At 71.9% G+C, this 20,512-nt stretch carries 18 protein-coding genes; 11 read left to right on the top strand and 7 right to left on the bottom strand.

Going from position 1 to position 20,512, the window contains the following annotated elements; translation table 11 throughout:
- Positions 1–71 precede the first annotated feature (71 nt).
- On the top strand, positions 72–1,871 hold the full coding sequence (locus ABD106_RS02710; protein ID WP_343917035.1) for a DEAD/DEAH box helicase: 1,800 nt from the start codon (positions 72–74) through the stop codon (positions 1,869–1,871).
- An 85-nt stretch (positions 1,872–1,956) separates the two neighbouring features.
- Positions 1,957–3,447, top strand: coding sequence for a DHA2 family efflux MFS transporter permease subunit (locus ABD106_RS02705; RefSeq protein ID WP_343917033.1), 1,491 nt, complete (start codon positions 1,957–1,959; stop codon positions 3,445–3,447).
- 21 nt (positions 3,448–3,468) lie between these two features.
- Here the strand turns inward: ABD106_RS02705 and pnuC are convergent, their stop codons facing one another.
- The 6 genes from pnuC to sufB all read right to left on the bottom strand — a co-directional run bounded on the left by pnuC (position 3,469) and on the right by sufB (position 8,511).
- Positions 3,469–4,164 carry a nicotinamide riboside transporter PnuC gene (pnuC, locus tag ABD106_RS02700; protein WP_343917880.1) on the bottom strand — a complete coding sequence of 232 codons (696 nt, stop codon included), beginning with the start codon at positions 4,162–4,164 and terminating at the stop codon, positions 3,469–3,471.
- 223 nt (positions 4,165–4,387) lie between these two features.
- The gene (locus ABD106_RS02695) at positions 4,388–4,720 is read right to left on the bottom strand and encodes a metal-sulfur cluster assembly factor (RefSeq protein ID WP_343917031.1); all 333 of its coding nucleotides are present in this window, start codon (positions 4,718–4,720) and stop codon (positions 4,388–4,390) included.
- On the bottom strand, positions 4,720–5,478 hold the full coding sequence (gene sufC / locus ABD106_RS02690) for a Fe-S cluster assembly ATPase SufC (RefSeq protein WP_343917029.1): 759 nt from the start codon (positions 5,476–5,478) through the stop codon (positions 4,720–4,722). Before sufC ends, ABD106_RS02695 begins: the two co-directional genes overlap by 1 nt.
- A 65-nt stretch (positions 5,479–5,543) precedes the next feature.
- A complete protein-coding gene (locus ABD106_RS02685; RefSeq protein WP_343917027.1) occupies positions 5,544–5,873 on the bottom strand; it encodes a non-heme iron oxygenase ferredoxin subunit in 330 nt (109 codons plus the stop codon).
- Positions 5,870–7,093, bottom strand: a complete 1,224-nt coding sequence (gene sufD, locus ABD106_RS02680; protein WP_343917025.1) for a Fe-S cluster assembly protein SufD — start codon at positions 7,091–7,093, stop codon at positions 5,870–5,872. The genes ABD106_RS02685 and sufD overlap by 4 nt, the downstream gene beginning before the upstream one ends.
- Complete coding sequence (sufB, locus tag ABD106_RS02675; protein WP_343917023.1) at positions 7,093–8,511, bottom strand: Fe-S cluster assembly protein SufB; 1,419 nt, start codon at positions 8,509–8,511, stop codon at positions 7,093–7,095. The genes sufD and sufB overlap by 1 nt, the downstream gene beginning before the upstream one ends.
- A 185-nt stretch (positions 8,512–8,696) precedes the next feature.
- On the opposite strand from sufB, the gene ABD106_RS02670 reads away from it, so the two are divergent.
- Genes ABD106_RS02670 through ABD106_RS02660 form a run of 3 tightly spaced genes read left to right on the top strand, consistent with a single transcriptional unit; the run spans position 8,697 to position 11,152 of the window.
- A complete protein-coding gene (locus tag ABD106_RS02670; protein WP_343917021.1) occupies positions 8,697–9,611 on the top strand; it encodes a COX15/CtaA family protein in 915 nt (304 codons plus the stop codon).
- A 16-nt stretch (positions 9,612–9,627) separates the two neighbouring features.
- Positions 9,628–10,602 (top strand): Ppx/GppA phosphatase family protein, encoded by a 975-nt coding sequence (locus ABD106_RS02665; RefSeq protein ID WP_343917019.1) that lies wholly within the window; start codon positions 9,628–9,630, stop codon positions 10,600–10,602.
- Position 10,603: 1 nt separating this feature from the next.
- A complete protein-coding gene (locus tag ABD106_RS02660; protein ID WP_343917017.1) occupies positions 10,604–11,152 on the top strand; it encodes a GNAT family N-acetyltransferase in 549 nt (182 codons plus the stop codon).
- A gap of 11 nt (positions 11,153–11,163) precedes the next feature.
- Here the strand turns inward: ABD106_RS02660 and ABD106_RS02655 are convergent, their stop codons facing one another.
- On the bottom strand, positions 11,164–12,123 hold the full coding sequence (locus ABD106_RS02655) for a heme o synthase (protein WP_343917015.1): 960 nt from the start codon (positions 12,121–12,123) through the stop codon (positions 11,164–11,166).
- 180 nt (positions 12,124–12,303) lie between these two features.
- Between ABD106_RS02655 and tkt the strand changes: the two genes are divergently transcribed.
- From tkt to pgl, 6 genes are all read left to right on the top strand, one after another.
- Positions 12,304–14,418 (top strand): transketolase, encoded by a 2,115-nt coding sequence (gene tkt, locus ABD106_RS02650; RefSeq protein ID WP_343917013.1) that lies wholly within the window; start codon positions 12,304–12,306, stop codon positions 14,416–14,418.
- Positions 14,419–14,438: 20 nt separating this feature from the next.
- Entirely contained in the window at positions 14,439–15,554 is a 1,116-nt protein-coding gene (tal, locus tag ABD106_RS02645; RefSeq protein WP_343917011.1) for a transaldolase, read from the top strand.
- Positions 15,551–17,146 (top strand): glucose-6-phosphate isomerase, encoded by a 1,596-nt coding sequence (locus ABD106_RS02640; protein WP_343917009.1) that lies wholly within the window; start codon positions 15,551–15,553, stop codon positions 17,144–17,146. The genes tal and ABD106_RS02640 overlap by 4 nt, the downstream gene beginning before the upstream one ends.
- A 92-nt stretch (positions 17,147–17,238) precedes the next feature.
- Positions 17,239–18,771 (top strand): glucose-6-phosphate dehydrogenase, encoded by a 1,533-nt coding sequence (zwf, locus tag ABD106_RS02635; RefSeq protein WP_343917878.1) that lies wholly within the window; start codon positions 17,239–17,241, stop codon positions 18,769–18,771.
- Positions 18,768–19,703 (top strand): glucose-6-phosphate dehydrogenase assembly protein OpcA, encoded by a 936-nt coding sequence (locus ABD106_RS02630; protein ID WP_343917007.1) that lies wholly within the window; start codon positions 18,768–18,770, stop codon positions 19,701–19,703. Before zwf ends, ABD106_RS02630 begins: the two co-directional genes overlap by 4 nt.
- Complete coding sequence (gene pgl, locus ABD106_RS02625; protein WP_343917005.1) at positions 19,703–20,401, top strand: 6-phosphogluconolactonase; 699 nt, start codon at positions 19,703–19,705, stop codon at positions 20,399–20,401. Before ABD106_RS02630 ends, pgl begins: the two co-directional genes overlap by 1 nt.
- Positions 20,402–20,512: the final 111 nt, after the last annotated feature.

Raw genomic sequence — 20,512 nt, 5'->3', positions numbered from 1 at the left:
GACGCCCGCTTCGGGCGGAAGCGGTCCGCGGTGTGCGCGCCTCGGCGCGCGCACCGCGTAGCGTTGGGGTCATGACCGACGCGCAGAGCACCACGACCACCGAGCCCGAGGGCGAGCGCACGACGTTCGCGAGCCTCGGCCTCCCGCCCGCCATCCTGCGGGCGCTCGACGACGTCGGCTACGAGACGCCCTCCGCGATCCAGGCGGAGACCATCCCGCTGCTGCTCTCCGGGCGCGACCTCATCGGTCTCGCCCAGACCGGCACCGGCAAGACCGCGGCCTTCGCGCTCCCCGTGCTCGCTGCCGTCGAGGTCGGCCGCCGCAGCCCGCAGGCGCTCGTGCTCACGCCCACGCGCGAGCTCGCCGTGCAGGTGTGCGAGGCGTTCGAGCGCTACGCCGCCCACCTCGGCGGCGTCCACGTGCTGCCCATCTACGGCGGCCAGGCCTACGGCGTGCAGCTCTCGGCGCTCCGCCGCGGCGTCCACGTCGTCGTGGGCACGCCCGGTCGCATCATGGACCACCTCGCGAAGGGCACGCTCGACCTGTCGGGCCTCACCCACGTCGTGCTCGACGAGGCCGACGAGATGCTGCGGATGGGGTTCGCGGAGGACGTCGACCAGATCCTGCAGGCGACGCCCGCCGAGAAGCAGGTCGCGCTGTTCTCCGCGACGATGCCGCGGCAGATCCGGGCCATCTCGCAGCAGCACTTGCGCGAGCCCGCCGAGGTCACCGTGCGCCAGGGCTCCTCGAGCTCGCCGAGCATCACGCAGCGCGCCCTCATGGTGTCGTACCAGCAGAAGCTCGAGGCCCTCACGCGCGTGCTCGAGGTCGAGCCCTTCGAGGCCGCCATCGTGTTCACGCGCACGCGCAACGAGACCGAGACGGTCGCCGAGCGCCTGCGCGCCCGCGGCTACGCCGCCGCCGCCATCTCGGGCGACGTCGCGCAGCCGCAGCGCGAGAAGACGATCGACCAGCTGCGCTCGGGCGACCTCGACGTGCTCGTCGCGACCGATGTCGCGGCGCGCGGGCTCGACGTCGAGCGCATCAGCCACGTCATCAACTACGACCTGCCCATCGACACCGAGTCGTACACGCACCGGATCGGCCGCACGGGTCGCGCCGGCCGCACCGGTGACGCGATCAGCTTCGTGACGCCGCGCGAGCGCCGGATGCTCGGCGCGATCGAGAAGGCCACGCGCGCGACCGTCGACATCATGCCGATGCCGAGCGCCGGCGAGGTGAACGCGACCCGCTTGACGCGGTTCGACGACGCCATCACGGCTGCGCTCGCCGAGACCGACCGGATCGAGCGGTTCCGCGAGATCGTCGCCCACTACGTCGAGCACCACGATGCGGCGCAGGAGGATGTCGCGGCCGCGCTCGCCGTCGTGGCGCAGGGCGACACGCCCCTGCTGCTCGACGAGCACGCCGATCGCGCCCTCCAGACGTCGCGCACCGAGCGTGCCGACCGCCCCGCGCGGGCCGGCGACAGCGCGCCCGGTGAGCGCCGCTCCCGCCGCGGACCGTCGGATGCGACGACCTACCGGCTCGCCGTCGGCAGCCGCAAGGGCGTCGAGCCCCGCCAGATCGTCGGCGCCCTCGCGAACGAGGGCGGGCTCGGCCGCGACGACTTCGGCCGCATCCAGATCCGCTGGGACTTCACGCTCGTCGAGCTGCCCGAGCTCGACCGCTCGCAGCTCGAGAAGCTCTCGCGCACCCGGATCTCGGGCGTGCCGATCGACATCCGCGTCGACACGGGTCGGGACGGCGGCCGCGCCGATCGCGGCGACCGGCGCGAGCGCAGCGAGCGCGGCGACCGTGGCGACCGCAGCGAGCGGCCGCCCAGGAAGCCGCGGCACGGCGACCGCTAGCGCCGATCTGGAGGCCCCACCCGCGCTCAGGCGGCGGGTGCAGGATGGGTCCGGCGTCGCGACCGACGACGCATGAGGGAGCCCCATGACGCGAGTCGCCGACACCGCCGTCGACCCGCGCGCGGAGCGCCCGTGGCCGGCGATGTGGTCGCTCGTGCTGGGCTTCTTCATGATCCTCGTCGACTCGACGATCGTCACGATCGCGACGCCGGCGCTCATGCGCGCGTTCGACGCCGACGTGACGAGCGTCGTCTGGGTGACGAGCGCCTACTTGCTCGCCTACGCGACGCCGCTGCTCGTCACCGGCAGGCTCGGCGACCGCTTCGGGCCGAAGCCCGTCTACCTCACGGGGCTCGGGATCTTCACGCTCGCATCGCTCGCGTGCGGCTTCGCCACGTCGATCGAGCTGCTCATCGCCGCGCGGGTCGTGCAGGGCCTCGGCGCCGCGCTGCTCACGCCGCAGACGATGGCGGTCATCACGCGGATCTTCCCGCCCGACCGGCGCGGCGCGGCGCTCGGCCTCTGGGGCGGCATCGCGGGACTCGCGACGCTCGTCGGCCCGCTCGTCGGCGGCCTGCTCGTCGACTCCGCCGGCTGGGCGTGGATCTTCTTCATCAACATCCCCGTCGGCGTCGTCGGCTTCCTGCTCGTCATGCGGACCGTGCCTCGGCTGCCCGTGCACGCGCACCGCTTCGACGTGCTCGGCATGGCGCTCAGCGCAGCGGGGATGCTCGCGCTCGTCCTCGGCGTGCAGGAGGTGGCCCGCGTCGGCCCCGTCATGTGGGCGGTCGTCGCGCTCGGCGTGGCGCTGCTCGCCGCCTTCGTGCGGTGGCAGTGGGTGCAGCGGGGCGAGCCGCTGCTCCCCCTCGCACTGTTCCGCGATCGCAACTTCACGCTCGGCTCGATCGCGATCTCGGCCGTGGGCTTCGCGATCACCGCGCAGGGCGTGCCGCTCTTCCTCTACCTGCAGACGGCGCGGGGGCTCAGCTCGACAGAGTCGGCGCTGCTGCTGCTGCCGATGGCGATCCTCGCGGGCGTGCTCTCGCCGCTCGTGGGGCGCGCGCTGCAGGGCAGGGACGTGCGCTGGACCGCGGTGCTCGGCGTCGCGGCGGTCGGCGGCTCGCTCGCGTGGTTCGCGGCCTGGATGGCGCCCGGCGTCGACATCGCGTGGCTGCTGCTGCCGTCCGCGCTGCTCGGCATCGGCAACGCATGCCTCTGGAGCCCCATCTCGATCACGACGACCCGGAACCTCCCGATGGCCGCAGCCGGCGCGGGCGCCGGCGTCTACAACACCATGCGCCAGGTGGGTGCGGTCATCGGCGCGGCAGCGATCGCCGCGCTCATGACCGCGCGGCTCACCGCGGAGCTCGGCGCCGAGCCGACCGCCGCGCAGGAGTCCGGGCAGGGCGGGCTCCCGGAGGCCGCGGTGCTGCCGTTCTCGACCGCGATGGGTCAGTCGATGCTGCTGCCGGCCCTCGTGCTCCTCGTCGCGCTCGTCGCCGCGCTGTGCTTCGCACCACCGCGGCCCGCTGCGGCAGCGGATGAGCCGACGGCGAGAAGGGCCGATCGCGGCTGAGCGCCGCGGCGGCGCGCGCTGCTATCGGCTGCTGGGCCGCGGGTCGGGCAGGAGCGTCTCGACCGAGGGCTTGCGCCTCGCTCGCGCCCAGACGACGAAGCCCCACAGGGTGAACGCGCCGTAGAAGGCGTACATGAAGCCCGACGCCCAGTAGCCCGCGCTCAGCAGCAGCGGCACCCCGACGAGGTCGACCGCGACCCAGATGAGCCAGAACTCGGTCCAGCCGCGGGCCATCCCGTAGGTCGCGAGGAGCGAGCCGACGAAGGTCCACGCGTCGGCCCACACCGGCTCGTAGGAGCCGAGCATGCGGAAGAGCGGCGTGATCGCGACGGTGCCGACGACGAGGGCGATCGCGAGTCCCCCGCGCTGCCGCCAGCTCGCCCACTGCGGCACGATCTGCCCGTCTGCGCCTCGAGCCTGCCGCCAGCGCACCCAGCCGTAGATCGCGACGCCGATGAACATGACCTGGCGCCCCGCTTGGCCGAGCAGCGCCGGCATCTCGTGCGTCGGGTCGAGCAGCGCGCCGAGGAAGACCGTCAGCAGCAGCAGGTTGCCGACGATGCCGACCGGCCACGCCCAGACGCGGCGCAGCATGCCGCCGAGCGCGCTCGCGAGGCCGAAGAGGTTGCCGACCACCTCGCGCACGAGCAGCTGCTGGCCGTCGCCGACCGGGATCGTGGCGGTGTAGAGGGCGAGGAGCCAGTTGAGGGGGTCGATGGGTGGGGCTTCCTGTGGAAGTGCGGAGAGGTGTGATGCAGCGCGAGAAGGGTTCACGATCGGCTGATCGTGAACCCCAGGTCGCTCGCTCGCGCAGTCGAGGCCATCGTCAGATGGTGAAGCCCAAATCGCTCGCTTGCGCTCGCGACGGCGCTCGGGCGGACGATCCACTGGATCGTCCGGGGTCCCGCTGACCGATCTGCTCGCGCAGTCGAGGCCATCGTCAGATGGTGAACCCGAGCGCCCTCATCATCTCGCGGCCGTCCTCGGTGATGCGCTCGGGACCCCACGGCGGCATCCACACCCAGTTGATGCGGAACTGCTCCACGACGCCGTCGAGGTTCTCGGCGATCTCCGTCTCGATGACGTCGGTGAGCGGGCAGCCCGCCGAGGTCAGCGTCATCGAGATGACGAGCGCATCCTGGTCGTCGTCCCACGCGAGGTCGTAGACGAGGCCGAGGTCGACGATGTTGACGTCGAGCTCGGGGTCGACGACATCCTTGAGGGCCTCGGTGACCTCGTCGAACTTCGCGGCATCGATCTCGACGAGCGCCATCAGACGCCTGCCTTGAGGTAGCGGTCGTAGCCCTCGTCCTCGAGCCGGTCGGCGAGCTCGGAACCGCCCTCGTCGGCGATGCGGCCGTTGACGAACACGTGCACGAAGTCCGGCTTGATGTAGCGCAGGATGCGCGTGTAGTGCGTGATGAGCAGCACACCGAGGCCGGTCTCGGCCTTGATGCGGTTCACGCCCTCGGCGACGACGCGCAGCGCGTCGACGTCGAGACCCGAGTCGGTCTCGTCGAGCACGGCGAAGCGCGGGCGGAGCAGCTCCATCTGGAGGATCTCGTGGCGCTTCTTCTCGCCGCCCGAGAAGCCCTCGTTGACGTTGCGCTCGCCGAACGACGGGTCCATGCGCAGCTTCTCCATCGCCGAGCGCACGTCGCCGATCCACTGGCGCACGCGCGGGGCCTCGCCCGTGACCGCGGTCTTCGCGGTGCGGAGGAAGTTCGACACGGTGACGCCCGGGATCTCGACCGGGTACTGCATCGCGAGGAACAGGCCGGCGCGAGCGCGCTCGTCGACGCTCATCGCCAGCACGTCCTCGCCGTCGAGGGTGATCGAGCCACCGTCGACCGAGTAGCGCGGGTGCCCGGCGATCGTGTACGCGAGAGTCGACTTGCCCGAGCCGTTCGGGCCCATCACCGCATGGATCTCGTCGGAGCTGATCCGCAGGTCGACGCCCCGCAGGATCTCCTTCTTCCCCTGCTCGGTCTCGATCGAGACCTGCAGGTCCTTGATGTCCAGCACGCTCATGGCGCTTCCTTCCTTCGCGGCCGAAGCCGGGAACAGTCTTGGCTGCAGCGACTGCAGGGTGGGTGTCAGTTGAGGTTGAGTGGGTTCTGCACGTCGACGAGCACGTCGTCGCCGACGATGGTCACGGGGAACACCGGCACCGGCTCGAACGCCGGCAGGTTGAGCGGCTTGCCGCTCCGCAGCGCGAACTGCGAGCCGTGCGCCCAGCACTCGATCGTCTCGTCCTCGACGAAGCCCTCGGAGAGCGAGATGTCGCCGTGGGTGCAGTTGTCGCCGATCGCGTGGATCGCCCCGGCGGAGTCCTTCACGATCGCGACGTCGATGCCGTCGAGCTCGACCTTCAGGGCGGCGCTCACGGCGACGTCGCCCACTCCGCAGGCGCGCTGTGCGGTCATGCCCCAGCCTTCGACGCGGGAGCGAGGCCGGCGCCGCGGCGCAGCTCCTCGTCGATCGCCTCGGCGAGCCGCGCCTCGATCTCGGGCACACCGATCTTCTGCACGATCTCCATCAGGAAGCCGATGACGACGAGGCGGCGAGCCTCCTCCTCGTCGATCCCGCGGGACTCGAGGTAGAACAGCTGCTCGTCGTCGAAGCGACCCGTCGCGGATGCGTGGCCGGCGCCGGCGATGTCGCCCGTCTGGATCTCGAGGTTGGGGATGCTGTCGGCGCGAGCGCCGTCGGTGAGCACGAGGTTCTGGTTCTTCTCGTAGCTGTCGGTGCCGGTCGCGTCGCGCCCGATGAGCACGTCGCCCACCCACACCGAGCGAGCGCCGATGCCCTGCAGCGCGCCCTTGTAGAGCACGTTGCCGCGGGTCTCGGTGCCTTCGTGGAACATGAAGACCTGGCTCTCGATGTGCTGGCCGCTGTCGGCGAACGACAGGCCGAACATCTCGCCCTCAGCGCGGTGACCCGCGAGGCGCATCGACGGGTTGACCCGCACGACGCCGCCGCCGAACGAGACGACCATGTGCTTGAGGAACGCGCCCTCGCCGACGACCGCCTGGTGCGCCGACGCGTGGACGGTGTCGTCCTGCCAGTCCTGCACCGAGATCACCGTGAGGCGAGCGCCGTCGCGGACGACGATCTCGACGTTCTGCGCGTAGCGCGCCGAGCCGGAGTGGTGCAGCACGACGGTGCCGATCGAGCCGGGCATGGCCTCGATGACGATGTGGGCGTTGGCGTGGCGGTCGGCGCCCGTGCCGTGCAGGCGGACGATGGCCGGCTCGGCCTGCTCCTTGCCCTCGGGCAGGCGCACGTGCAGGGCGTTCGCGCAGCGCTGCCACGCGATCGCGCTCACGACGTCCTCGGGGCGGAAGATCTCGCCGCGCACGGGGGCGTCGTGGCCGCTCGACTCGACGAGCAGGCCGCGCTCGGTGAGCGCCGCCACGTCGTAGTCGATGCCGGGCTCGCCGGTCTCGGTCTCCTCGTCGACGAACAGCGGCGCGAGGCGCCGCACGTCGGAGAGCTTCCAGTTGACCTCGCGGCCGGTCGGCACGCCGAAGTCGGCGGGCTCGAACGACCAGGGGCGCTCGGAGCGGGTCTGGATGGGGACGATGGGCGCGGCGATCGCGGCCTCGGTGCCCAGGGCAGCGGGGGTCGTGTCTGTCGCAGTCATCAGCCGACGGATCCTTCCATGCTCATCTCGATGAGCTTGTTGAGCTCGAGCGCGTACTCCATCGGCAGCTCGCGGGCGATGGGCTCGATGAAGCCGCGGACGATCATGGCCATCGCCTCGGTCTCCGCCATGCCGCGGGACATGAGGTAGAACAGCTGCTCCTCGCTGACCTTCGAGACCGTGGCCTCGTGGCCGAGCACGACGTCGTCGACGCGGATGTCGATGGACGGGTACGTGTCGGAGCGCGAGATGGTGTCGACGAGCAGCGCGTCGCAGACGACGCTGTTCGCGCTGTGGTGCGCGTTCGCATCCACCCGCACCTCGCCGCGGTAGCCGGCCCGGCCGCCGCCGCGCGCGATCGACTTCGAGACGATCGACGACGTCGTGTACGGCGCCATGTGGATCATCTTGGCGCCGGCATCCTGGTGCTGGCCGGGGCCCGCGAAGGCGACCGACAGGGTCTCGCCCTTGGCGCGCTCCCCCACGAGGTAGATGGACGGGTACTTCATCGTCACCTTGGAGCCGATGTTGCCGTCGATCCACTCCATCGTCGCGCCCTCCTCGGCGATGGCGCGCTTCGTGACGAGGTTGTAGACGTTGTTCGACCAGTTCTGGATCGTCGTGTACCGAACGCGGGCGTTCTTCTTCACGATGATCTCGACGACCGCCGAGTGCAGCGAGTCGGACGAGTAGATCGGCGCCGTGCAGCCCTCGATGTAGTGCACGTACGAGCCCTCGTCGGCGATGATGAGCGTGCGCTCGAACTGGCCCATGTTCTCGGTGTTGATGCGGAAGTACGCCTGCAGCGGGATCTCGACGTGCACGCCCTTCGGCACGTAGACGAACGAGCCGCCCGACCACACCGCCGTGTTGAGCGCGGCGAACTTGTTGTCGCCCGACGGGATCACGGTGCCGAAGTACTCCTCGAAGAACTCCGGGTGCTCCTTGAGCGCCGTGTCGGTGTCCATGAAGATGACGCCCTGCGCCTCCAGATCCTCCTGGATCTGGTGGTAGACGACCTCCGACTCGTACTGCGCGGCGACGCCGGAGACGAGGCGGCTGCGCTCGGCCTCGGGGATGCCGAGGCGGTCGTACGTGTTGCGGATGTCCTCGGGGAGGTCCTCCCACGTCTGCGCCTGGCGCTCCGTGGAGCGCACGAAGTACTTGATGTTGTCGAAGTCGATGCCGGAGATGTCGGCACCCCACGTCGGCATGGGCTTGCGCTCGAACAGCTGCAGGCCCTTGAGCCGTCGCTCGAGCATCCAGTCGGACTCGCTCTTCAGCGCCGAGATGTTTCGGACCACCGCTTCGCTCAGGCCTCGCTTCGCCGTGGCTCCCGCCACGTCGGAGTCATGCCAGCCGAACTCGTACTGTCCCAGGCTCTCGAGCTCTGGCCGGTCGATCAGGACGTCAGACATCGCTCCCCCTTCCATCCGTCGTGTGCAACCCGGCGGCGCTCCTCGGCATTCCGCGCGACCCCGAGCCGCTGCGCTCGGCCATACTTGAAGGGCCTTCGCACATGCCTCACCGCGGTCAGCGGCAGGGGGTTCGGAGCCGATGGGCTCCCTCACATCCTATCGCGAACGGCAGGGAAAGGTGCATAGTGCTCGAGCGATCGCGCAGTCTCGTCGTCGCGGCATGGGCGACCCTCGTGTCGCAGGTGATCATCGTCGGCACGGGCGGCGCCGTGCGGCTCACGGGATCGGGCCTCGGCTGCTCGGAGTGGCCCAACTGCACGCCCGAGTCGTTCACGCCCGTGCCCGAGCAGGGCATCCACGGCGTCATCGAGTTCTCGAACCGCGTCTGGGGCGGCATCGTCGTCGTGATCGCGATCGTCATGCTCGTGCTCGCGATCCGCAAGCACGCCGGCCGCACGATCGTCACGCTCGCGGCCATCGTGCTCGGCCTCACCGTCGCGCAGGCCCTCATCGGCGCCGTCGTCGTCTGGATGACGCTGCGACCCGACACCGTCGGCCTGCACTTCGTGCTCTCGGTCATCCTCGTCGCGCTCTCCGCGGCGCTCACCTGGCGCGTCGTCACCGGCCCCGCCGGTCCCCGCACCGCGCCCCGCTGGCAGTCGGCGCTCGTCCACGCGATGACCGCCGTGCTCGCGGTCGTGGTGTTCGTCGGCGTGCTCACGACCGGCTCCGGACCGCACGCGGGCGACGGCGGCGCGGCCCGCAACGGCCTCGACCCAGCGGTCATGCAGCACGTCCACGCGTGGCCCGGCTACGCGCTGCTCGCGCTCGTCCTCGCCGTCGTGGTCGCGGCCGCCGCACGCGGACCGCGCCGCCACCTCGGCTGGTCGCTCGCGCTGCTCGCGGCCGTGCTCGTGCAGATCGCGGTCGGCATCATCCAGTCGCGCACGGGCCTGCCGATCGCGCTCGTCGGCATCCACATGGTGCTCGCGGTCATCAGCGCCGCGATCGGCGTCGCGGTCGTGCTCTCGCTCCGCGCCCCGGCGACCACGGTCGCGCGCTCCGCGGCCGTGCCCGAGCGCGGCCGCGTCGACGCCTGATGGCAGGATCGGTGGCATGACCACCACCCGCCCCGTCGACGGTGCGATCGGCGACGTCCAGCACGGTGCGCGCCTCGGCGTGCTCGACATCGGCTCGAACACCGTGCACCTGCTCATCGTCGACGTGCGGCTCGGCGGCCGCCCCGTCCCGCAGCGCTCGCACAAGCTCACGCTCCGGCTCATGCGCTACCTGCAGGACGACGGCGCCATCAGCGACGAGGGCGTCGCGGCGCTGCTCTCGGCGATCGGCGAGTGCACGGCGATCGCCAGGAGCGAGCGGCTCGACGACTTCGTCGTCATGGCCACGAGCGCCCTGCGCGAGGCCGCGAACGGCGAGGAGGTCGTCGCGCGCATCGAGGCCGAGGCCGAGGTGACGCTCGACATCCTCTCCGGCGACGACGAGGCGAGGCTCACGTTCCTCGCGGTGCGCCGCTGGTTCGGCTGGTCCGCCGGACGGATCCTGCTGCTCGACATCGGCGGGGGTTCGCTCGAGATCGCCTCCGGCGACAACGAGGAGCCCGACATCGCGCTCTCGGTGCCGCTCGGCGCGGGCCGCAGCACGGTCGGCTTCTTCCACGCGGATCCGCCGAGCGCAGCCGACCAGCGCGCCCTGCGGATCTACGCGAAGGCCGTGCTCGACGACGCGGTCGCGCAGGTGAAGCCGTTCGGCCGCCCGGACCACGTGATCGGCTCGTCGAAGACCATCCGCTCGCTCGCCCGGCTCGCGGGCAACGCGCTGCCGGGCGTCGGCGACGGCGACCGCGCCGTGCTCACCCGCGCCCAGCTCGACGACTGGGTGCCGCGGCTCGCGCGCATGGATGCGAGCTCGCGCGCGGCGCTCCCCGGCATCACGCCCGACCGCACCTTCCAGATCGTCGCGGGCGGCATCGTGCTGTCGCAGGCGATGCGCGCGTTCGGCGTGAAGGAGCTCGACGTCAGCCCGTGGGCGCTCCGCGAGGGCCGGCTGCTGCAGATGCTCGACCGGGTCTGACGTGCTCGCCGCGCTGCCGCTGCCCGCCGACCTGGCGCTGCAAGGCCTCGCTCCGGGCGGTTGGACGCTGCGGCGCGCGACGGACGACGACCTCTCAGCCCTCGTCGCGCTGCTCGCCGAGGACGCCCTCGCCGCCGGGCGAGGCGACACGGAGGCTGCCGAGGCGTTCCCCCACTACCGGGCCGCGATGGGTGCCGTCGTCGCCGATCCGTCGAACGAGATCGTGGTCGCCGTCGACGCGCGCGACCGCGTGGGCGCGATGCTGCAGCTCACGCGCATCCCCGGGCTCGCGAGGCGCGGCGCCACGCGACTGCTCGTCGAGGCCGTGCGCGTGGGCTCGGCGCACCGATCGGCAGGGCTCGGCACCGCGATGCTCCGCTGGGCGATGGGACCGGCGGCCGAGGCGACGGGCAGCGCGCTCGTGCAGCTGACCTCCGACGAGCAGCGCGTCGACGCGCATCGCTTCTACGAGCGCCTCGGCTTCGTCGGCTCGCACCGCGGCTTCAAGCACGCGGTGCCCTCGCGGCGATCCGCCGAGCGGCAGGCCTAGGGGGGGCAGGCCTAGAAGGGCAGCAGCGGGTCGATGCCGACCGCGAGGAACACGAGCGTCAGGTACGTGTTCGAGGCGTGGAAGACGCGCATCGCCCGGATCTCGCGGTCGCCCTTGATCGCCCTGCTGTAGAGGCCGTGCGCCTCGACGACGAACCACGTGCCCGCGACGATCGCGACGCCCGAGTAGAGCAGCCCCATGCCGCCGACCGGGATGAGCAGCAGCGTGCAGGCGAGCGACGCCCACGCGTAGAGGATCACCTGGATGCCGACCATCGGACGGCCGCGCACGACCGCGAGCATCGGCACCTCGGCCGCCTCGTAGTCGTCGCGGTACTTCATCGACAGCGGCCAGTAGTGCGCCGGCGTCCACAGGAAGACGAGCGTGAACAGGATCCACGCGGGCCAGTCGAGCGAGCCGGTGACGCCCGCCCACCCGATGACGACCGGGAAGCAGCCGGCGATGCCGCCCCACACGATGTTCTGCTCGGTGCGGCGCTTGAGCAGCATCGTGTAGATGAGCACGTAGAAGGCGATCGCGGCGACCGAGAGCCCCGCGGCGAGCCAGTTCGCGAAGAGACCGAGCACGAGCGTCGAGACGATCGCGAGCGTCCACGCGAACACCCGCGCCTCGGTCACCGAGAGCGTGCCCGTGACGAGCGGTCGGCGCTGCGTGCGGTGCATGACGCGGTCGATGTCGCGATCGAGGATCATGTTGAACGCGTTGGCGCTGCCGGCGCTCAGGAACCCGCCGAGCAGCGTCGCGAGCAGCGCGCCGATCGGGGGCACGCCGCCGGCGGCGAGGAACATCGTCGGCAGCGCGGTGACGAGCAGCAGCTCGATGACGCGCGGCTTCGTCAGCGCGACGTACGCCTCGGCCTTCACCGCGACCCTCGACCGCTGCCGCTCCCCCGAGACCCGGGGCGTCGAGACCTGAGGCGTCGAGACGCCGGGCGAGGTCGCATTCGACATGCAGCAGTATCCGTTCCGAGTGGTGGGTGGGGGCTTCAGGCCAACCCTCATCCTATCGGACGTGCGACGTCGCACCGGGGGGATTCACACCCGGGCCGGATGTGGTCGCTCACTATGCTGGAGGCGTCGCAACCGTCCGCACCGCGAAGCGGCTCCGTGCCGCCAGATGAAGGAGCCTCCTTGGCATTCGAATGGACCACCACCGACCAGCAGGCCGTCGACACGGCCCGAGTCCTCGCGGCCGACGCCGTCGAGAAGGTCGGCAACGGACACCCGGGCACGGCGATGAGCCTCGCGCCCGTCGCGCACCTGCTGTTCCAGAAGGTGATGGACCGCGACCCGGCCGACGACCGCTGGCTCGGGCGCGACCGCTTCATCCTCTCCGTCGGCCACTCGTCGCTGACGCAGTACATCCAGCTCTACCTCACGGGCTCCGGCCTCGAGAAGCACGACCTCGAGTCGCTGCGCACGTGGGGCTCCCTCACGCCCGGCCACCCCGAGTACCGCCACACGAAGGGCGTCGAGATCACGACCGGCCCGCTCGGCCAGGGCCTCGCCTCCGCCGTGGGCTTCGCGTTCGCGCAGCGCTTCGAGCGCGAGCTGCTCGACCCCTCCACGCCCGACGGCGAGAGCGCCTTCGACCACTACACGTACGTGATCGCGGGCGACGGCGACCTGCAGGAGGGCGTCACGAGCGAGGCGGGCTCGCTCGCGGGCCACCACGAGCTCGGCCGCCTCATCGCCATCTACGACGCGAACGCGATCTCGATCGAGGACGACGTCGACATCGCCTTCACCGAGGACGTGAAGGGCCGCTACGAGGCCTACGGCTGGCAGGTGCTCGAGGTGTCGTGGCGCCAGGGCGACGAGCCCACCTCGACCGAGTACGTCGAGGACGTCGAGGCGCTGCACGACGCGATCGCGCAGGCGCAGGCCGAGACGACGAAGCCGAGCCTCATCATCCTCAAGACGATCATCGGCTGGCCCGCCCCCACGAAGCAGGGCACCGGCAAGATCCACGGCTCCAAGCTCGGCGGCGACGAGGTCTCGGCCCTCAAGGAGGTGCTCGGCTTCGACCCCGAGCAGTCGTTCCACGTCGACGACGCCGTGCTCGAGTACACGCGCGGCAACGCGGCCGAGCGCGCCGCGAAGGCGCGCGGCACCTGGCAGGAGCGCTTCGACGCGTGGGCCGAGGCCAACGCCGACAAGAAGGCGCTGCTCGACCGCATGCTCTCGGGCGAGCTGCCCGAGGGCATCGAGGACGCGCTCCCCGTCTTCGAGGCAGGCACCGAGGTCTCGACCCGCGCGGCGTCCGGCAAGGTGCTCAACGCGCTCGCCGACGTCATCCCCGAGCTGTGGGGCGGCTCCGCCGACCTCGCCGAGTCGAATAACACGACGCTCGAGGGCAAGGGCTCGTTCGCACCCACGCAGCACGCGACGAAGGCGTGGCCGAACGCATCCGCCGCCGGCCGCACGCTGCACTTCGGCATCCGCGAGCACGCGATGGCCGCGATCCTGAACGGCATCGTGCTGCACGGCCCGACGCGCCCCTACGGCGGCACGTTCCTGATCTTCAGCGACTACCAGCGCCCCGCGCTGCGCCTCGCTGCGCTCATGGGCGTCCACCCCATCCACGTCTGGACGCACGACTCCGTCGCGCTGGGCGAGGACGGCCCGACGCACCAGCCGATCGAGCAGCTCGCGACGCTCCGCGCGATCCCGGGCTTCGAGATCGTGCGCCCCTCCGACGCGAACGAGACCGCGTGGGCGTGGAAGACGATCCTCGAGCGCCGCGACCAGCCGGTCGGCATCGCGCTCACTCGCCAGAACCTGCCCGTGCTCGAGCGCGGCGACGGCGCAGCCGAGGGCGACACGCTCGCCCACGCGTCGAACGTCTCGAAGGGCGCCTACGTGCTCGCCGAGGCGACGGGCGGCACCCCCGAGGTGCTGCTGATCGCGACGGGCTCCGAGGTGCAGCTCGCGCTCGCCGCCCGCGAGCAGCTCCAGGCCGACGGCGTCGCGGCGCGCGTCGTCGCCGCGCCCTCGCTCGAGTGGTTCGCCGAGCAGTCCGACGAGTACCGCGAGTCGGTGCTGCCGGCAGCCGTGCGCGCTCGGGTCTCGGTCGAGGCGGGCTCCCCGCTCACGTGGCACGGCATCGTCGGCGACGCCGGCCGCTCGGTCGCGATCGACCACTTCGGCGCGAGCGCCGACTGGCAGACGCTCTTCCGCGAGTTCGGCTTCACGGCGGAGGCCGTGGTCGAGGCTGCTCGCGCATCCATCGAGGCAGCCCGCTGAGCGGGCCAGGAGGCACACACATGAACGAGAACACGAAGGCACTCAGCGACGCGGGCGTCAGCATCTGGCTCGACGACCTCTCGAGCGAGCGGCTCACGAGCGGCACGCTCGCGAAGCTCATCGAGGAGCGCAACGTCGTCGGCGTCACGACGAACCCGACGATCTTCGCCAACGCGATCGCCGCGGGCGACAGCTACGAGGCCGCGGTCGTCGAGCTCGCCGCGGACCACGCGAGCGTCGACGAGGTCATCACCGCGCTCACGACGAAGGACGTCGCCGACGCGTGCGACCTGTTCGCGCCGGTCTACGCCGCGACGAAGGGCTTCGACGGCCGCGTCTCGATCGAGGTCGAGCCGGGCCTCGCCCGCGACACCGAGGGCACGATCGCGCAGGCGGCCATGCTGCACGAGCGCGTCGGGCGCGAGAACGTGCTCATCAAGATCCCCGCGACCCGCGAGGGCCTCGAGGCGATCGCCGCGACGATCGGCGCGGGCATCAGCGTCAACGTGACGCTCATCTTCTCGCTCGACCGCTACCGCGACGTCATGAACGCCTACCTCACGGGGCTCGAGCGCGCGCAGCAGGCAGGCCACGACCTGTCGAGGATCCACTCGGTCGCGTCGTTCTTCGTCTCGCGCGTCGACAGCGAGATCGACAAGCGGCTCGACGCGATCGGCACCGAGGAGGCCACCGCGCTCAAGGGCAAGGCGGGACTCGCGAACGCGCGCCTCGCCTACCGCGCCTGGCAGGAGACGTTCTCGACCGAGCGCGCGCTCACGCTGCTCGAGGCGGGCGCCAACACGCAGCGGCCGCTGTGGGCGTCCACGGGCGTCAAGGACCCGTCGCTCCCCGACACGCTGTACGTCACCGAGCTCGTCGCGCCGCAGACCGTCAACACGATGCCGGAGAAGACGCTCGACGCGCTCGCCGACCACGGCACGGTCACGGGCGACACCGTCACCGGTCGCGCCGACGAGGCCGGTGCCGTGCTCGACGCGCTCGAGGGCGTCGGCGTCTCGTACGTCGAGGTCGTCGAGCTGCTCGAGACCGAGGGGCTCGAGAAGTTCGACGCCTCGTGGGCCGAGCTCGTCGAGACCGTCCGGGGCCACCTGGAGCAGGCGGAGGCAGCGCGATGACGTTCACGATCACCGCGTCCGGCGCCGCGCAAGAGGCGATCGACCGGATCGTGCCGCAGCTCGTCGCCGACGGCGTCGCCGGTCGGCTCGTCTCGGGCGACGCGTCGCTCTGGGGCGAGGCGGCTGAGGCCGAGGCATCGATCCGGCTCGGCTGGGTCGAGGCCGCGGCCGGTACGCGCGGGCTCGTCGACGACATCGAGGCGCTCCGCAAGCAGCTGCGCCTGCACGGCGTCGACCGGATCGCGCTCGCCGGCATGGGCGGCTCGTCGCTCGCGCCCGAGGTCATCACGCGCACCGAGGGCGTCAACCTGACGGTGCTCGACTCGACCGAGCCCGGCCAGGTGCGTCGTGCCTTGCGCGACGGCCTGCAGCGCACGGCGCTCGTCGTCTCGTCGAAGTCGGGCTCGACGCTCGAGACCGACAGCCAGCGCCGCGCCTTCGAGGCCGCGTACCGCGAGGCGGGCATCGACCCGACCGAGCGCATCATCGTCGTCACCGACCCCGGCTCGCCCCTCGACGCGGATGCCCGGAAGGCCGGCTACCGCGTCTTCAACGCCGACCCGAACGTCGGCGGCCGCTACTCGGCGCTCACGGCGTTCGGCATCGTGCCCTCGGGGCTCGCGGGCGTCGACGTGCGCGAGCTGCTCGACGAGGCCATCGCGGCGCTCCCCGAGATCAGCGAGGACGCCGACGACAACCCCGGCCTCATGCTCGCCGCCGCGATCGCGGGCACCCGCCCGCTGCGCGACAAGCTCGGCATCGTCACCGACGGCACGCACATCCTGGGCCTCGGCGAGTGGGCCGAGCAGCTCATCGCGGAGTCGACCGGCAAGGACGGCGTCGGCGTGCTGCCCGTCGTGCTCGAGAAGGACGCGCCGGAGCTCTCCGCCGACCTGCCCGACCTCCAGGTCGTGCGCCTCGTCGGCTCGGCCCGCGAGGCGCGGGAGGTCGCCCACGGCGAGGTCGAGATCGCCGGCACGCTCGGCGCGCAGCTGCTCGTGTGGGAGTTCGCCACGGCGGTCGCCGGTCGGCTGCTCGGCATCAACCCCTTCGACCAGCCCGACGTGGAGTCGGCGAAGATCGCGGCGCGCGGCCTGCTCGACGCGCTCGAGCCCGCCGCCGCGCCCGCGGCGGTGGATGCGGGCATCGAGATCCGCGGCACCGACGGCGTCGCGCTCGACTCGCTCGAGGCGGCCGTCGATGCGCTGCTCGCCCAGCTCGGCGACGGCGGCTACCTCGCCGTGCACGCGTACCTCGACCGCATCGGCCTGCCGCGCTTCGAGCGGCTGCGGGCCGCGTTCGCGGCGCGCACGGGCCGCCCCGTCACGTTCGGCTGGGGACCCCGCTTCCTGCACTCGACGGGTCAGTACCACAAGGGTGGCACGCCGAACGGCGTCTTCCTGCAGCTCCTGGGCCGGCCCCACGAGGATCTCGAGATCCCCGGCAGGCCGTTCACCTTCGGGCAGCTCATCGAGGCGCAGGCCTCCGGCGACGCGAGCGTGCTCGCCGAGCACGGCCGCCCGGTGCTGACGCTGACGCTCGACGACCTCGACGAGGGGCTCGACCGCCTCCTCGCCATCGCGGGGCGATGACCGACGCGACGACCGGGGCCGCTGCGGCCCCGGTCGCCCAGGGTGCCGTCGCCACGGATGCGACCGACGCGCCTTCGACCGACACGAGTGCGATGATCGCCGCCGGGCGCAACCCGCTGCGCGACGCGTCCGACCACCGCCTCACGCGCATCCCGGGGCCGAACGCCATGACGTTCTTCGGCGTCACGGGCGACCTCGCGCGCAAGAAGCTGCTGCCGGCCGTCTACGACCTCTCGAACCGCGGGCTGCTGCCGCCGGGCTTCGGCCTGGTCGGCTTCGGCCGACGCGACTGGACCCACGAGCAGTTCGCCGAGGTCGTGCGCGAGGCCGTGCAGCAGCACGCGCGCACGCCGTTCCGCGAAGCGGCGTGGCGCCAGCTCGCCGAGGGCATCCGCTTCGTGCAGGGCGACTTCGACGAGACGGAGGCCTTCGACCGACTCGTCGACGTGCTCGCCGAGCTCGACGAGTCGCGCGGCACGATGGGCAACCACGCCTTCTACCTCTCGATCCCGCCGAACGCGTTCCCGCTCGTCACCCAGCAGCTCAAGCGCTCCGGGCTCGCGGAGTCGGAGGACGGCCACTGGCGCCGCGTGGTGATCGAGAAGCCGTTCGGCCACGACCTCGCGTCGGCGCGCGAGCTCAACGCCGTCGTCGAGTCGGTGTTCCCCGCCGACAGCGTGTTCCGCATCGACCACTACCTCGGCAAGGAGACGGTGCAGAACATCCTCGCGCTGCGCTTCGCGAACGAGCTGTGGGAGCCGATCTGGAACGCCAACCACATCGACCACGTGCAGATCACGATGGCCGAGGACATCGGCGTCGGCGGCCGCGCCGGCTACTACGACGGCATCGGCGCCGCGCGCGACGTGATCCAGAACCACCTGCTGCAGCTGTTCGCGCTCACGGCGATGGAGGAGCCCGTCTCCTTCGACGCGCGAGACCTGCGCGCCGAGAAGGAGAAGGTGCTGCGCGCCGCCCGCGTGCCGCTGCCGCTCGGCGAGTCGACGGCTCGCGGGCAGTACGACGCCGGCTGGCACGGCGGCGCGCAGGTGAAGGGCTTCCTGCAGGAGGACGGGATGCGTCCCGACTCCGCGACCGAGACCTACGCGGCGATCAAGCTCGAGGTCGACACGCGGCGCTGGGCGGGCGTGCCCTTCTACCTGCGCGCCGGCAAGCGCCTCGGCCGTCGCGTGACCGAGATCGCGATCGTGTTCAAGCGCGCCTCGCAGTACTTGTTCGAGGCATCCGACATGCGCACGATGGGCGAGAACGCCCTCGTCATCCGCGTCCAGCCCGACGAGGGCGTGTCGATGCGGTTCGGCTCGAAGGTGCCCGGTCCCGGGATGCACGTGCGCGACGTGACGATGGACTTCGGCTACGGCCACGCCTTCACCGAGGAGAGCCCAGAGGCGTACGAGCGCCTCATCCTCGACGTGCTGCTCGGCGACCCGCCGCTGTTCCCCCGCCACGAGGAGGTCGAGCTCTCCTGGAAGATCCTCGACCCGATCGAGGAGCACTGGGAGCGCGAGGGCGGACCGGTCGAGCAGTACGAGCCGGGCTCGTGGGGGCCGCAGAGCGCCCACGACCTGCTCGCGCACGACGGCAGGCACTGGAGGCGACCGTGATCACCCGACTCTCCCGCACCACCACGGCGGAGGTGCAGCGGCGCATGCTCGAGATCCGCGACGAGGGCGGCGTCGTCGCCCTCGGGCGCGTGCTCACGCTCGTCGTGCACACGCAGATCGGCGCCGAGGAGGAGGCGATCCGCGCGGCCAACGCCGCCTCTCGCGAGCACCCGATGCGCGTGCTCGTCGTCTCGCGCAACCCCGACCACGTCAGCGCCCGCGAGGAGCCGCGACTCGACGCCGAGCTGCGCGTCGGGGCGGACGCCGGCGCGAGCGAGGTCGTGCTGCTCCAGTGCTACGGCGAGATCGGCTCGCACCTACTCGGCATCGTGCAGGGCCTGCTGCTGCCGGATGCGCCCGTCGTCGCCTGGTGGCCGTCGTTCATGCCCGACCGGCCCTCCGGCTCGCAGCTCGGGCAGATCGCACAGCGACGCATCACCGACTCGGGCAAGCAGAAGGACTCGCACGGCGCGATCCTGTCGCTCGCCGCGTGCTACGCGCCCGGCGACACCGACCTCGCGTGGACGCGGCTGACGAACTGGCGCGGGCACCTCGCTGCGCTGCTCGACCAGCCCCCGTTCGAGGAGGTGCGCGGCGGCGTCGTCTCGGGCGACCTCGAGAACCCGAGCGTGCACCTCATGGCCGCGTGGCTCGAGCTGCGGCTCGGCGTGCCGATCGAGAAGGTCGAGGCCGGCGACGCGCCGGTCGGGTCGAGCGGCCTCCACGCGGTGCAGCTGCAGCGCGAGACGGGCGAGTCGTCGCTCACCCGCGTGCGCGACTCCGTCGGGGTGCTCGTGCAGCCGGGGCAGCCCTCGCACCACGTCGCGCTCTCGACGCGCGGGCTCGAGGACCAGCTCGCGGAGGAGCTCCGCAAGCTCGACGCCGACGACATGTACCGCCAGGTGCTGCTCTTCACGCTCGGGCAGCGCTGATGCGCGCCGTCGTCGAGGGCGACCGCGCGGCGCTCGTCGCCGCGACCGCCGACCGGCTCGAGGCGCTGCTCGGCGAGCGCATCGCGGCGCGCGGCCGGGCGACGATCGCGCTCACGGGCGGGAGCGTCGGCATCGAGCTGCTCGCCGCGCTCGTGGACCGGCGCATCGACTGGGAACACGTCGTCGTCACCTGGAGCGACGAGCGCTTCGTCGCGGCCGACTCGGGCGACCGGAACGCGCGGCAGGCGCGCGAGGCGCTGCTCGACCTCGTGCCGATCCCCGCGGCGAACATCCGGGAGCTGCCTGCTGCGGACGGGACGTCCCTCGACGACGCCGCGACCGCCGCGACCGGGCTGCTCGAGGCGCTCGGGCCGATCGACCTCACGCTGCTCGGCATGGGACCGGATGCGCACGTCGCCTCGCTCTTCCCCGGCATGCCGGGCGTGCGCGAGGGCGGCGCGCGCATCATCCCCGTGCGCGACTCCCCCAAGCCGCCGCCCGAGCGCTTGAGCTTCACGGTCGAGGCGATCAACGCCTCTGAGCGCGTCTGGCTCATCGTCGCGGGCGCCGACAAGGCGGAGGCCGTCGCGCTCGCGCGCAGCGGTGCGTCGCCCGACGAGGCGCCGGCTGGCGCCGTGCACGGCACGCTCGAGACGCTCATGCTCCTCGACGCCGACGCCGCCTCGGCCCCCGCCTAGCACTCGCGCCCAGCGACGGCACCGCAGCCCGCGGGTGGTCACGACACGCCGTCAGCTGCCGCCGGGGTGGTCACGACACGCCGAGCGAACCTGTCCGGGCACGGCGTGTCG

Origin of the sequence: Agrococcus citreus (assembly GCF_039527715.1) — a bacterium.
Lineage (GTDB): Bacteria > Actinomycetota > Actinomycetes > Actinomycetales > Microbacteriaceae > Agrococcus > Agrococcus citreus.
Note: the sequence above shows the minus strand (reverse complement) of the source record. Positions and strands in the feature narration are given on the sequence as shown.

Bases quoted from the DNA above. Each gene is read 5' to 3' on its own strand.
- ABD106_RS02710 (WP_343917035.1), top strand. From the start codon at position 72: ATGACCGACGCGCAGAGCACCACGACCACCGAGCCCGAGGGCGAGCGC.
- ABD106_RS02705 (WP_343917033.1), top strand. From the start codon at position 1,957: ATGACGCGAGTCGCCGACACCGCCGTCGACCCGCGCGCGGAGCGCCCG.
- ABD106_RS02695 (WP_343917031.1), bottom strand. From the start codon at position 4,720: ATGGCGCTCGTCGAGATCGATGCCGCGAAGTTCGACGAGGTCACCGAG.
- sufC (WP_343917029.1), bottom strand. From the start codon at position 5,478: ATGAGCGTGCTGGACATCAAGGACCTGCAGGTCTCGATCGAGACCGAG.
- ABD106_RS02685 (WP_343917027.1), bottom strand. From the start codon at position 5,873: ATGACCGCACAGCGCGCCTGCGGAGTGGGCGACGTCGCCGTGAGCGCC.
- sufD (WP_343917025.1), bottom strand. From the start codon at position 7,093: ATGACTGCGACAGACACGACCCCCGCTGCCCTGGGCACCGAGGCCGCG.
- sufB (WP_343917023.1), bottom strand. From the start codon at position 8,511: ATGTCTGACGTCCTGATCGACCGGCCAGAGCTCGAGAGCCTGGGACAG.
- ABD106_RS02665 (WP_343917019.1), top strand. From the start codon at position 9,628: ATGACCACCACCCGCCCCGTCGACGGTGCGATCGGCGACGTCCAGCAC.
- ABD106_RS02655 (WP_343917015.1), bottom strand. From the start codon at position 12,123: ATGTCGAATGCGACCTCGCCCGGCGTCTCGACGCCTCAGGTCTCGACG.
- tal (WP_343917011.1), top strand. From the start codon at position 14,439: ATGAACGAGAACACGAAGGCACTCAGCGACGCGGGCGTCAGCATCTGG.
- ABD106_RS02640 (WP_343917009.1), top strand. From the start codon at position 15,551: ATGACGTTCACGATCACCGCGTCCGGCGCCGCGCAAGAGGCGATCGAC.
- zwf (WP_343917878.1), top strand. From the start codon at position 17,239: ATGATCGCCGCCGGGCGCAACCCGCTGCGCGACGCGTCCGACCACCGC.
- pgl (WP_343917005.1), top strand. From the start codon at position 19,703: ATGCGCGCCGTCGTCGAGGGCGACCGCGCGGCGCTCGTCGCCGCGACC.